A 13425-nucleotide genomic window follows, 5' to 3' on the forward strand; every position below is an offset into this window, starting at 1 on the left:
CTTTGACATTGTGGAGACATGAAGACAGCTATAATGATACCGACCTACAACGAGGCGGAGAACATCGAGTCCCTTATCGATGAGGTGCTCTCGATAGCGGACGACATCGGGGTCGTTGTGGTGGACGATAATTCCCCGGACGGCACCGCCGAGGCGGTCAGAAACATGGGAGATCGCGACGGGAGGATCCACCTCTTGGTGAGGACGGGCCGGAGGGGTAGGGGAACCGCCGGGATAGAGGGATTTAAGTACGCTCTGGGTTTGGGCCCGGAGCTCTCCGCCGTCGGGGAGATGGACGCCGATTTCTCCCACGATCCGAAATATCTAAAAGATTTCTTGAAAGAGATAAAAAAATATGATATTGTTATTGGTTCAAGGGCGGCTTTCGGCGGAGGCGAGGAGGGAAGGTCGCTTGTAAGGAGGGCGATCACCTCTTTTGCCGCTTTCTATATAAGAATGACCACCGGCATCGAGGTGGGGGATCCCACGTCCGGCTACAGGCTGTTTCGGCGGGAGGTCGTGGAGGCGATGGACCTCGACGGGATGATCTCCACCGGGCCCTCGATAGTCCAGGAGATGCTGTATCGGGCGTTGAAGGCCGGCTTTACCTTTACCGAGGTTCCGATACTCTTTTCCGACCGGAGGGCCGGGGAGCCGAAGTTCAACTGGAAGATAGGGATCGAGAGCCTCATTATGATGCTGAAGTTCAGAGTGAGATATGGAAAATTAAAAAGGTGAAGGATAATAGAAAAAATGGGAAAGAAAAAGAGCAATACTAAACTGCCCCCTAAAAAAGAACTTATTGATGTTTATAAGAGGCTTATTAAGTATGTCAAGCCCTACTGGGGAAAGTTTTTTCCCGCCGTATTTTTTAACCTGGTTTTTGCCGGGACCACAGGAGCCCTCGTCAAGGTGGTGGAGCCCCTCATCAACAACCTGATTGAATCGAAAAATCTAAAGGGCCTTTTACTTCTCTCCATCGGGGTGGTCTTCATTAACTTTGTAAGGGGTTTTGCCAACTTCTTTGGCACCTATCTGATGCGGGCTGTCGGTCTGCACGTAATAAAGGACATCCAGGAGGAGTTGTACTCCCACATACAGGGTTTGTCGTTAAGGTTTTTTTCCGATCACCACACGGGCCTTCTGACGTCGAGGATAAACAACGATGTGGGCTTGGTCAACGTGGCCGTCACCGACGCCGTCGAGGGGGGATTCAAGGAGCTGGTAACCATATTGGTCTTGATGGGAGTCGCTTTTTATCAGGACTGGCTTCTTGCCATTGTGGCCTTCGGAGTTTTCCCGTTGATGACCATTCCCATCACAAGGATATCCAGGAGCATGAGAAAGGTTTCGACAAGAGGACAGGAGAAAACAGCCGATATCACCACGATCCTTATGGAGACCTTTTCCGGCGTCAGGATAGTGAAGGCCTTCGGCATGGAGGATTACGAGTCGGAGCGATTCAATAAGGAGAATACGAAGCTCTTCAAGACCTATTTGAAGAAGGCGCGGGTAAGGGCGATGACCGGCCCAATCATGGAGGTCATCGGCACCTTTGGTTTTGCCCTCGTGCTCCTCTACGGCGGCTGGAAGGCGATGGGGATTGAGGGCTACATAGGCAAGTACGTCTCCTTTATTGCCGCCCTTATGCTGATTTACCCCAGCGTCAGGGCTCTGTCGAGGCTGAATAACGGCATACAGGAGGCGATCGCAGCCTCCATAAGAATTTTTAATATATTGGATACGAAGCCGGATATAGTGGATGTCCCAGGAGCCATCGAGCTTCCCCCTGTAAAAAACGAAATAGAGTTCAAGAACGTATCCTTTTCATACGACAGCGTTCCTGTTCTCACCGACATCAACCTCAAAGTCAAGGTGGGGGAGGTGCTCGCCTTTGTCGGCATGAGCGGCGGCGGTAAGACGACGCTGGTCAATTTGATCCCCAGATTCTACGACGTGACCGGAGGCAAGGTGCTCTTTGACGGCGTGGATATCAGGGACGTGAAGCTGAAATCGTTAAGATCGCAAATAGGGATCGTGACCCAGCAGACTATACTATTTTCCGATACCATAAGGAACAACATCGCCTACGGCAATATGGATACCTCCCAGGAAGAGATCGACAATGCCGCCAAGGCGGCCAACGCCTACAATTTCATAAAGCGGCTTCCCGAAGGATACGACACGATGATCGGGGAGGATGGGGCGAGGCTCTCCGGCGGTGAGCGCCAAAGGCTCTCCATCGCCAGGGCGCTTCTGAAAGACGCCCCTGTCTTGATCCTCGACGAGGCGACGTCGTCCCTCGATACAGAATCGGAGAAGGAGGTGCAGAAGGCCCTCGAAAACCTCATGAAGGGAAGAACCACCTTTGTCATCGCCCACAGGCTCTCCACAATACAGCATGCGGACAGGATCATGGTTGTGGTTGGCGGAAAGATAGTCGAGCAGGGAACCCACGATGAGCTTCTCGCTAAAGGCGGTGAATACAAGAAGCTTTACGATATGCAGTTTCAAGACAAGGAGGTTCCAACCGACGGAGTGGTTTTAGTTTGATCTTCTCTCGATCCGATCGATTTGGATGATACGGTGCATTGTCGGGGAACCGGCGGGATTATCGTAATCAGATCGCCAAGTTAATATAATAATTGCGTCGACGATATATTCCGTTTAAAACCAGGTAATTTTTTATTTTTGAGTATCATCTATGGCAGACCGGCTCTACGGACTTGATCTCTCCATCTTCTATTTGATCAATCACGGCCTGAAGTCCCCCCTGCTGGACAAGGTCCTGCCCTATTTCTCTGATTTTGAAATCTTTGTAATACCGCTTGTAATCTTGGCGATATTCGCCTTGATAAAATGGAGGCTCAAGGCCCTTTGGGTAATGTTGATCTTAGGTGCGGCCATCGGCCTCACCGACACCATAAGCTTTTACGGGATAAAGAGCCTTGTGGCGAGGCCCAGGCCGTATCACGTCCTCGATAACGTCAACCTTCTGAAAGAGTGGGGTTACTCTTCGTCCTTTTCCTTCCCTTCGTCCCACTCCGCCAACAGCTTTGCAATAGCAACGGTTCTCGGTTGGTTCTATCCGAAGACGACCTTTATCCTGATCCCCGCGGCCCTCATGGTGGCGCTCTCCAGGGTCTACGGGGGCGTTCACTATCCCTCGGACGTCCTGGGAGGAGCCGCCCTGGGCGTTTTGTGTGCCTCAGCAGCCCTTTTCGTTTCTGGAGCTCTGAAGGCAAAGTGGGAGGACTCTAAGGCCGTGGGAAGGGTGACGGGTGATGAAGGACACTTCGTCCTGTACAACCTGCTCGCGCCCCTGGCGCTCCTCTATTACATCCCAAGGCTCATGAAGGAAAAGGAGGGTAGGAGGGGATTCAGGGAGAGGTTTGGGCATATAAATATCCCCGCAGAGAGGCCGCTCTGGATACACGCCGCGTCCGTAGGGGAGGTCATGGTGGCAAGGGCACTGATCGAGTCTTTGAGGAGGAAGGTCCCCGACCTTCCGGTGCTCCTTACAGTGAACACGCCGGCGGGAAGACTCACGGCCGAAAGGACCATCCCAGAAGCCTTCGTTTCATATTTCCCCTTCGATTTTCCCTGGATTGTAAGGCGCGCCCTTAAAAAGGTCTCGCCCGTGTTCGTTGTCTTGACCGAGGCGGAGATATGGCCGAACTTTATAAGGATTGCTAAAAAAAGGGGTATCCCCGTCGTCCTTGTAAACGGAAGGATGTCGGAGAGGACCCACAGGCGGTTTACGATGATCGGCGCCTTTTCTTCGGGAGTCCTCGGTCGTCTTTCCGCCGTTGTCTCCCAGTCGGAGGGATACAGGGAGAGATATATCGATCTGGGGTGTCAGCCTGATAATGTCCACGTCTCCGGGAACGTCAAGTACGACATGCTCCCGGAGCATAAGGGGCCCAAAGGTGATCTCAAGGATTTCATTTCAAGGATAGGCCGCAAGATTGTCCTCGCCGGCAGCACGCACCGGGGGGAGGAGGAGATCGTCCTCGACGCCGTAGCCGGACTTGGGGGAACAAATGACCGCCCATTTTTAATCGTGGCGCCCCGCCACCTCAACAGGGTAGGTGAGGTGGAGGAGCTTTTAAAAAGCCGGGATTTAAGCTACATAAAGAGGACCGAGATCGTGGACGGATCGAAAGGTTTAAAGGTATCTTCTAAAGACGGTCCGGACGTACTCCTCCTGGACACTATAGGGGAGCTGTCAAGCCTTATGGGGTCGGCCGATGTAGTTTTTATCGGCGGGAGCCTCATTAAGGGGATTGGGGGACACAATGTCCTTGAAGCGGCGGCGGTTAAAAAGGCGCCCCTCTTCGGGCCTCACATGGGAAACTTCCCCGAGATATCGAGAGACCTGGTCGATGCGGAAGGGGGATTTGTGGTATCTTCCGCCGGTGAGATGGCTGAAATCGCGGGGCGAATGATGGCGGATGCCGATTTTGCGTTAAGGTCGGGGGAAAGGGCCGCCTCTGTAATAGAGAGGAACAGGGGGGCGACCGAAAGGTGCATCGAACTTCTTATGCCGTTCATCAAAGGGTCGACCGAAAGATGAATGGGGGTGGCAGGAATGAGGGCCGGACGGGTGGCCGGACATGGCTTTTCGGGCTCTTTGCGAAGATCCACGAGAACCACAGATGGAGGCTTGTCGTAATATTTGCCCTATTTCCCCTCTTTCTCGTATCGCTTCTCTTCAGGCTCGTTGTTTGTATAAGGGTCTTTTTCTACAGGGTCGGCCTTTTCAGGTCGGAGAGGCTCGGCGCCTATGTGATAAACGTAGGCAACCTCACCGCGGGCGGCGCGGGAAAGACCCCGGTCGTTATGCATATTGCTGAGATGTTTAAGGGAGCCGGCATTAACACAGCAGTGATTTCGAGGGGATACGGTTTTAATGTCAAGGGTGATTACCTTGTGGTCTCGGATCGGGAGGGTGTAAAGCGCTCCCCTGGGAAGGCGCCGGACGAGGCGCTGATGACGGCCCGAAGGCTGACGGGTACAAATGCGGTTCCTGTTATAGTCGGGCCGGAGAGGACCCTCTCGGGGAGGGCCGCCGTGGATAAATACAATGCCGAGGTCGTCATCATGGACGATGGGTATCAGCACCTCAGGGTGAGGCGGGATATGAACATCCTCGTCTTTGACGGGGAGAATCCCCTCGGGAACGGGCTGATGCTTCCAGTCGGACCCCTGAGGGAGCCCCTGAAGGCCTCAAAGAGGGCGGACGTCGTATGGATAAACGACAAGTCGGGAAGCGGGATTCCCGACACAAAGGGGCTTGAGGGGAAGCTTAAACGATACCTGGCGGGCGGAATTCCGGTCGTTAAAAGCACGCTTGTGCCGGAGTCTATTTTGGCTATCGAGGGAAATACGCATCCCGTTGAAATCATTAATAAAAAGAGGGTCTTGGCGTTTTCCGGCATCGCAAGGCCTGCCTCTTTTTTCAAGACCCTTGATAAGATAGGGGCTATAGTTGTTTGCGAGCTTCCGTTTCTGGATCACTATTTCTTCACGGAAGACGACTTCAAGGCGATAGAGAGGATGGCGTTTCTGTACAACGCCGAGATGCTGGTCACGACCGAGAAGGATATGGCGAGGATTTCGGCCGACAGGAAGTTCAGGCTCCCCATCTTTGCCCTTGTAATGTCGCTTGCGGCGGATGGGGACAAGGCGGTTTTTGACATGGCGGTATCCGGACTCGGCTTGGATGGTGGATTTATAAAGAAATAGATAGTGGGTATTTGAATGAAAAAAACCAATAAGAGGGCGGTTTTTTTGGACAGAGACGGCACGATAAATGTGGAGGTGGGGTATCTCGCAAGGCCTGAGGATTTCGTTCTTATCGACGGTGCGGCCGAGGCGATCAGGCTCCTCAACGACGCGGGATTCGCCGTGATCGTTGTGTCGAACCAGTCCGGGGTGGCGAGGGGCTACTTCACCGAGGAGGACGTGATGAAGGTGAACGACAAGATGCTCTTTGAGCTGAACGTGAAGGGGGCCTTCGTAGACGCCGTCTACTACTGCCCGCACCATCCCGATTTCGGGAGCGGGGAATACGGAGTTGACTGTGACTGCAGAAAGCCGAAGGCCGGGATGGTCAAGAAGGCCGAAGAGGAGTTCGGGGTTTCAATCGACGGTTCCTTTGTGGTGGGGGATCATAAAGGGGACATCGAGCTCGGGAAGAATATCGGCGCAAAGACCGTTTTGCTTCTCTCCGGCCACGGGGCGGAGGAGGCGGAAAAGCTAAAAGCTGAGGGGATCGTTCCCGACCACACCTGCGAAGACCTTCTCTCCGCCGTAAAATACATTTTAGGTTCTTAAACCGTAATTATCCATAGATAAAGAGGAGGGATAAGATGCCCATCGATAAAGAGCTTCTGGATATTTTGGCGTGTCCCAAGTGCAAGGGGGACCTGGAGCTGACAAAGGAGGGGGATGGACTTAAGTGCGGCGCGTGTAAGCTCCTCTACGAGATTAAGGACGACATCCCGATTATGCTCATAGACGAGGCAAAGCCCTTGGATTGATTTTAGATATGAACAGGATTTTAGTTAAGGGCACCAACTGGATCGGGGACGTCTTTATGTCGCTGCCGGCCGTCTATTCGGTGAGAAACATCTTTCCCGATGCCGAGATCGACGTTGCCGTAAAGCGGCCCCTGGGGGATCTCTTTTCCGCCGGGCTCGGGTCAGACGTGATAGACTCAGTCGTCGAATACAAGACGGGGATTTTGGGGGAGATCGATCTTATCAGGGCTGTCAGGGCGAAGAGATACGACCTCGGGATAGCGTTTCCCCGCTCCCTTCACTCCGCGCTGCTGCTGTTTGCAGGGGGGATAAAGGAGAGGGTGGGTTACGCCGCCGATCTCAGATCGCCCCTATTGACAAAGAGGGTTACGAGGACCGAGGAGATAAGGAATGTCCACCAGATGGAGTATTACAGGAATCTCGTCTCCGTATTGGGCGATCCCGGCCCCTCGGCCATTCCCTCCCTGGTTTTGGGAGATGAAGAAAGGAAGAGAGGAACCGACCTTCTCAAAAAATACGGCCTTTCTCGAGGGGGAGCGGAGGGCCCGTTGATAGGGATAAATCCGGGGGCCGCCTACGGCATTGCTAAGATGTGGTACCCGGAGAGGTTTGCCGAGGCGGCGGACAGCCTCGTTGGGGAGTTCGGTGGGAGGGCCGTTGTCTTTGGAGGCCCGGGGGACGTCGAAGCGGCGGATGCTGTTGTTTCATCCATGAAGACACAGCAGATCTCCTTGGCGGGAAGGACGACCGTTAAGGAGCTGATCTCCGTGATATCGTTTATGGATGTATTTATCACCAACGATTCCGGCCCTATGCATATCGCCGCGGCCCTCGACGTTCCGATCGTTGCGATATTCGGCTCCACAAACCACGTCACCACGGCCCCGATGGTCAAAGAGGGAAGGGCCAAAATCGTAAGGCGCGACGACGTCGAATGCTCCCCGTGCCTGAAAAGGGTCTGTCCCGAGGGACATCACCGGTGCATGGATCTCATAGAGGCCGATGCTGTAGTAAGGAAGGCGAGGGAATTTTTACTTAACGGGGAGCGGAATAAAGAATAATATAGTTTAAGTAAAGACACATATTTTTTCGACGAAAATAGTCCTAAAAAGGTAGCAACATATTGAAAATATTAAACAAAAGAGATGCTTAATATTTAAGCAGTTCTTGAAATAGTTCGTATTTTCAAGCAGTTATGGGCTTTGCCAAGGAGTTTATCCACAACTTATCCAGAACAAGATGTCTATATATGTGCTATGTATTAGATACTTTTCTTTCATAAATTTTTCGATATTTTAATCTTGTAATATTAGACGATTTTTCACCAAATTGGCCGGCTAAATACTTTTTTAGCTCTCCGTGGTAGATTATGAGTGTAAAAAAGATTGCCAGGGTGGTCGAAAGCGAAGACGGCGTCGGCGGTACCGTGATGCTTAAGCATAAGGGTACTGAAGGGAAACGGTGTTTCGAGCTTTTGGTGGGGGGCCACTACGTAATGGCCGCCACAGATGGGCCGTCCGAACGTATCCTCGCCTCCGAGGCGGTGAAGATCGCCCCGAAGAGAGAGGGACTCACAGCCCTTGTGGGGGGGCTCGGTTTGGGTTTGACGCTTAACGAGATACTGAAGGAAAAAGCAATATCGGAGGTATGGGTCTCCGAGATCGAGGAGGCGGTGATTCGCTGGAACAGGACGCACCTGAGACATTTCAACGGCGGCGCCCTCTTCGATCGCAGGGTCAGGGTCCACCACGGGGATGTGATGGAGCTGATGGAGAAGAGGAGGCGCTTTTTCGACCTGATCCTCATGGACGTGGACAACGGTCCCTCTTTTCTGATCCTCGAGGGGAACGGTTATCTCTACACCGTTTCAGGTATGAAGAAGATCAGAAGGGCGTTGAAGCGCGGAGGCGTATTCGCCCTATGGTCGCACAGGCCGGACGAGGAGATCGAGGTCGTGCTCGATGAACTCTTCGGGGGATTTAAGGTCAGGTTGTTTGAAGACCCGAACATCCGGGAGGAGTTGCCGCCCACGGCTATCTATACGGCCGTTCGGGATTGATCGCATTATAGTATAAGTTGAATCAACAGACTCACGTTGTTGAATTCGAGTATAGTAATAATATGAAAATATTGGTGATTTTGGGACACCCCGATCCAGCAAGTCTCAACCATGCCGTCTCTCAAAGGGCTGTCGAAGTGCTTAAGAGGATGGGACACTCGGTCGTTTTTCACGACCTTTATGGGGAGGGATTTGATCCGATCCTCCCCTCGGCAGAGATCCCGGATGACGCCCCCCTTGACAAAATAATTGATAAGCATTGCTCGGAGCTTCACGATGCTGACGGGATAGTGATAATACACCCGAACTGGTGGGGACAGCCCCCCGCCGTCCTGAAGGGGTGGATAGACAGGGCCTTTCGCCCCGGCGTCGCCTACAGGTTTGTGGAGGGGGACGCGGGCGACGGCGTCCCGATAGGTCTGCTCAAGGCAAAGGCCGCCCTGGTCATAAATACGTCCAACACCCCCGACGAGAGGGAGATTAAGGTGTTTTCCGATCCACTCGATACATTGTGGAGGAGGTGCATCTTCGACCTCTGCGGCGTGAAGAACTTTCACAGAAAGATGTTCAACGTGGTTGCCACAAGCTCGCTTCAGGAGCGAATCGTGTGGCTCGATGAGGTCGAGGGGATCGTGGAGAGGATATTCCCCGCTTAAAAGCCGAGGATAACTGATGCCGGTTATCCGCAGGCGGGAGACCCCTTAAATGAGGGCAACCTCGACTCCTCGATCCTAAAACGATCCTCGGTCTTCAAAATATTACTCTGTATGAATGTCGCTCACCCTTCACGCCGGAAAACAAACCGTGCATAACCCTGCTTACGCACCCCCTGATCTTCAGGAGGGGGGAGGATATTGTTTTTTTGACAAGCCTTCTGAGGTCCGCCTCGTCTCCTTTCGTGTAGCCGATAAGGATATGCCTGAAGTTTTCGTCCGTGGTGGACAGCCCTAATCCCGCCAATTTTCTGGCGGAGCGCAGCAGGCGTCTCAGGTTTCTCTCCAGCATTCGTCGGGAGAGAAAATCGCAGACCTTAGCCCTGTCAAAATCGATGATGAATATCTCCCCCTCTCCGCTTTTGACGAGAAGGTTATTCATGTTAAGGTCTCTATGATATATTCCGGCGTCGTGCATTTTCCTTATCGCCGCGCCGGCCCGGTTGAGCACTACCGCTTTGGAGTTTAAGTTATCCTCTCTACCGAGAAATTCCGGGAGATTCACGCTGCCCGAAATCTCCGCGGTTGCGATTGCGGCGGTGTAGAGGGGGGAGGGGATAAACAAAAACCGCCTTCTTTTCTCCGACGCCCCGATGGCGTTCGGCGCCGGAACACCCCTCGCCCTTGCCGTTGTGAGGGAGAAGAGCTCGCTCAAGGCGCGGTGCGGGACGAGGTATCCATCCTTTACGATCTTTCCAAACAGCCCCCCACGGCGGTAGCGTCTGACCACCACACCCCCCACTCCAGAAATCTCCGTCTTAAAGGCGCTCCCCCTGCCCCCACCGAGGGGCACGGCCGGGCCTTCGGGGGTGGTTCCCTTGTCCGGTGACAACACGCCCGACTTCAATAAGGGATCGATAAGTTCCCCCCTGAGATAGTAGCTCGTCCCCCCTTCCTTTACCTTCTTAAAGCCGTATGGGAGAAACGAGTCGGCCCTGACGCCGGTTCGGCCCTTTTCCTTTCTACTCATTAATATATACCCTCGGGACGCGCTTCCCCACGATGCACGTTACCTCGTAGTTGATGGTGTTGAGCCACTCGGCCATTTGATCTATGTGAATTTCGCTTTCCCCCTGGCGGCCGAAGAGGACGACCTCGTCACCCACCTCGACCCCGGAGATATCGGTAACATCGACCATGGTCATGTCCATGCAGACCCGCCCGATGATTGGGGCCTGTTTTCCCCCGACCAGCACGTGTCTTCTGTTGGAGAGGATTCTGAGGTAACCGTCCGCGTAACCCACCGGGAGCGTGGCGACCGCCGTCTCCCTCTCAGTGACGAAACTTCTCCCGTAGCTTATGGTGGTTCCCTTCGGAACCTTCTTCAAGTACCTGACCCGGGTGATAAAGCTCATCGCCGGGGTCAGCGGGATAGACCGCTCGACCTCACCGGACGGGTATAGGCCGTAGAGCATTATCCCGGCCCTGACGGACGTTAGATGGGATTTAGGGTGGGCCAGGATACCGCCGCTGTTTGCCATGTGCGCCTTCGGGATGTCGATCCCCATTCCCTTCAGCTCTTTAAGGAGGCGTAGGAATGCCTCGATCTGGCGCTTCGTAAATCCCTTGTCCGCCTCGTCTGAAGATGGGAAGTGGGTATATATCCCCTCTATCTCGATCTTCTTGAGGCCCTTGAGAAATAAGATGTACTCGATAACGTCCTCGATCCCTATCCCGATCCTCCCCATGCCGGTGTCGACCTTGATGTGGACCGGAACCCTTTTACCCTCAGGAGTCGCCGCGTTCAGCGCCCTGGGGAGCTCGGTGTCGGCCACGGTCTGGGTAAGGCCGCAGCCCACGACCTTCTCCATCGCCCCCTTGATTTTGGGAGAGGTAAGCCCCAGGACGAGGACCGGCGCCGTTATGCCGTTATCCCTGAGCTCCGCCCCCTCCTCCGGGTAGGCAACGGCGAGGGATTCCGCCCCCGATCTCAGGGCCTTTTTGGCCACCCTCACCGCGCCGTGGCCGTAGCCGTCCGCCTTGACCACGGCCATGATCTCGACGCCGTCCCCAACGAGCTTTCTTATACCGGAGACGGACTCCCTGATCCGGTCGAGATCGACCACGGCCCTGGTGTCCCTTATTACGGTTTCATTGAACATAGGTTCACAAAGCTAATGATTTTTCAGGGGTAAGGCCGGCCTACTTCTTCGCCCCTAAATATTCGACAAGGTAGAGCCCATTGCTTTTTGTGCCAACCCAGAAGAGGGAGCCGGGGCCGGGTGCCAGGGCGGTGACCGATCCGTCAAATCCCGTAAGCCCGCATCTCGTAAGCGTCGTCAAATCCCCTACGAAGAGTCCCCCGTCCGCCGCTACGCAGAGCCTGCCGTTGTCTAATAGTATTTCGTTTATCTTCCCCGTGGGGCTTGAAGTCGTTATATTCCTTACCTCCCCTCCTTCACCCAATAAATATATCCCCGAGGACTCGGTGCCGATTAGGAGGCCGTCTTCGGTCGTAAGAAGGGCGGTGACATCCACCCCCGAAAGCCGATCGACCCAGCCGGTTACGCCGGAGATCTCCCCCCCTATGATCTTGAGGCCCGATGCTCCCGACCCTTCCTCCCTCATCCCAAGGGCCAGGGTTCCGTCCCCCATTGATACGACCGTATTTATCGAAACGCCGGTCAATATCTTCCTGTATTCGACATTCAAAGCACCTTTGAGTTCCGACTCTTCAATGTAGTAGAGGGAGCTGTCCGTTCCGATGTAGAGGGTTCTGTGCCGGGCGGAGAGCGCCGTGACCTCTTCCCTTGGGGACGTTAGCCTCTCCGCCGTCCAGAGGCCGCTCTCGGAAGAGACCCGATAAAGGAGGTTGTCCTCCAACTTCTCCCCGGCGGCGTAGGTCCAGAGGGTCTCGGTCGGGTCCCCCTCCTCCGTAGTTGAGTAATCCGCATTCAGGACTACCGCCGCCCTCCCCTGGAATATCGATAGGAAGACGTCGTCGACGTAGACGTGAAGGCCGCCTACCGAGGCGATAAAAAGCCCCCACCCCTTGCCGGAGGCCTCCGCCATGAGGCCGAAGATGTTGTTTGAGACAAGTCCCTTCTCCTCGTCGAAGTGGGTTATTACCTTAACCGCCTCGACCTCCTCTGCCGACGCCGTTGTTGAAAAAGCGATCGCCGATACGACGAGCACAGATAATAAAATTGCCGTGGAAATCTTGAATCTTCTCACTGTTTCAATCCAAAGAGTTATTGATATTCATTTAGGTTTGGGTTCCACGAACTTTATATATCGATTTTTGGGTTTTGTAAAGGGGATAATGTCGGCGTTGCTTCACGCGGTAATTATTTCAGGCTGCTTGCATAAGGTCCATTTGGGAATTGAAAATACCCTTGACATAGAAACAGAAATTGAATACAATTACATTTGGCAAATTAACGGTTAATATATGTTGGGGGTGCGAAATGGTCGATAAAGAAAAAGAGGAGATGTCAAATGAGGTAACGGATAGGGTGGTAAAGAAGATAGTAGGGATTGTCATTGCAGTTGTTGTTGTCTTTTTTTTGTTGAAAGTATGTGTCGCTATCTTAGCTGGTGTGGGTGGCATAATTTCTGAGGAGGTAAAAACAATGAATAAATCGAAAGAGCTCTTCAATACGGCCGTAATACTTCTAAGTGAAGAAAAATATGAAGAGGGAATTGAGTATCTTGATGAGGCTATTGAGCTTGATCCAAGTAATTCAGAGGTTTACTTTTATCGTGCCGCGGCATTAGGCAATTTAGGTAAAAATGAAAAGGCGCTTTCAGACATTAATAAATATATAGAATTGGCCCCAAAAGATTACGAAGCTTATGCATTAAAGGGGAATATACTTGCTAATATGTCTCGGTGGGAGGATTCAATTCCAGAATCAAACAAAGCAATTGAATTGTGCCCTAATTATCCTCTTTTATATTACAACAGAGGGTATTCATATTATTATATGAAAAAGTATGAAAATGCCTTGTCAGATTTCAACACTGTTATAAATTTGGACCCTAATTTTGGATCTATCGAGCCTGATAATGATTGTATATACTGTAATGGACCCCAAAAAGTAGACAAGGGGGATAGTTGGATGTAAGATGGTACTGTTCTCCAAATTAGAAAGGAGAGGCAATGCCA

The 13425-nt window shown here is 52.9% G+C and carries 13 protein-coding genes; 10 read left to right on the top strand and 3 right to left on the bottom strand.

Features of this window, described 5'->3' with window-relative positions:
* The first annotated feature begins 18 nt into the window (after positions 1-18).
* The 9 genes from JW984_14340 to JW984_14380 all read left to right on the top strand — a co-directional run bounded on the left by JW984_14340 (position 19) and on the right by JW984_14380 (position 9260).
* Entirely contained in the window at positions 19-738 is a 720-nt protein-coding gene (locus JW984_14340; protein ID MBN1574375.1) for a polyprenol monophosphomannose synthase, read from the top strand.
* Positions 739-753: 15 nt separating this feature from the next.
* Complete coding sequence (locus JW984_14345; protein MBN1574376.1) at positions 754-2553, top strand: ATP-binding cassette domain-containing protein; 1800 nt, start codon at positions 754-756, stop codon at positions 2551-2553.
* A gap of 151 nt (positions 2554-2704) precedes the next feature.
* Entirely contained in the window at positions 2705-4576 is a 1872-nt protein-coding gene (locus tag JW984_14350; protein MBN1574377.1) for a phosphatase PAP2 family protein, read from the top strand.
* Positions 4528-5748, top strand: a complete 1221-nt coding sequence (gene lpxK, locus JW984_14355) for a tetraacyldisaccharide 4'-kinase (GenBank protein MBN1574378.1) — start codon at positions 4528-4530, stop codon at positions 5746-5748. Before JW984_14350 ends, lpxK begins: the two co-directional genes overlap by 49 nt.
* Positions 5749-5763: 15 nt before the next feature.
* Positions 5764-6339, top strand: coding sequence for a D-glycero-beta-D-manno-heptose 1,7-bisphosphate 7-phosphatase (gene gmhB, locus JW984_14360; protein ID MBN1574379.1), 576 nt, complete (start codon positions 5764-5766; stop codon positions 6337-6339).
* Between the two features lie 35 nt (positions 6340-6374).
* A complete protein-coding gene (locus JW984_14365) occupies positions 6375-6545 on the top strand; it encodes a Trm112 family protein (protein MBN1574380.1) in 171 nt (56 codons plus the stop codon).
* Positions 6546-6553: 8 nt separating this feature from the next.
* Positions 6554-7606 carry a lipopolysaccharide heptosyltransferase II gene (waaF, locus tag JW984_14370; GenBank protein ID MBN1574381.1) on the top strand — a complete coding sequence of 351 codons (1053 nt, stop codon included), beginning with the start codon at positions 6554-6556 and terminating at the stop codon, positions 7604-7606.
* 308 nt (positions 7607-7914) lie between these two features.
* The gene (locus tag JW984_14375; GenBank protein ID MBN1574382.1) at positions 7915-8604 is read left to right on the top strand and encodes a spermidine synthase; all 690 of its coding nucleotides are present in this window, start codon (positions 7915-7917) and stop codon (positions 8602-8604) included.
* A gap of 62 nt (positions 8605-8666) precedes the next feature.
* Positions 8667-9260, top strand: a complete 594-nt coding sequence (locus JW984_14380; protein ID MBN1574383.1) for an NAD(P)H-dependent oxidoreductase — start codon at positions 8667-8669, stop codon at positions 9258-9260.
* Between the two features lie 94 nt (positions 9261-9354).
* Here JW984_14380 and JW984_14385 read toward each other — a convergent pair whose 3' ends face one another.
* From JW984_14385 to JW984_14395, 3 genes are read right to left on the bottom strand one after another with little or no spacing between them, the layout of a single operon-like run.
* Entirely contained in the window at positions 9355-10287 is a 933-nt protein-coding gene (locus JW984_14385; protein MBN1574384.1) for a phosphotransferase, read from the bottom strand.
* Positions 10280-11419: an alanine racemase gene (alr, locus tag JW984_14390; protein ID MBN1574385.1), complete on the bottom strand. Its 1140-nt coding sequence runs from the start codon at positions 11417-11419 to the stop codon at positions 10280-10282. The genes JW984_14385 and alr overlap by 8 nt, the downstream gene beginning before the upstream one ends.
* 40 nt (positions 11420-11459) lie before the next feature.
* Positions 11460-12491, bottom strand: coding sequence for a hypothetical protein (locus tag JW984_14395; protein MBN1574386.1), 1032 nt, complete (start codon positions 12489-12491; stop codon positions 11460-11462).
* Between the two features lie 233 nt (positions 12492-12724).
* Between JW984_14395 and JW984_14400 the strand changes: the two genes are divergently transcribed.
* Positions 12725-13384: a tetratricopeptide repeat protein gene (locus tag JW984_14400; protein MBN1574387.1), complete on the top strand. Its 660-nt coding sequence runs from the start codon at positions 12725-12727 to the stop codon at positions 13382-13384.
* Positions 13385-13425 lie beyond the last annotated feature (41 nt).

The sequence above is a fragment of the Candidatus Zymogenus saltonus genome (assembly GCA_016929395.1).
Taxonomy (GTDB): Bacteria; Desulfobacterota; Zymogenia; order Zymogenales; family Zymogenaceae; genus Zymogenus; species Zymogenus saltonus.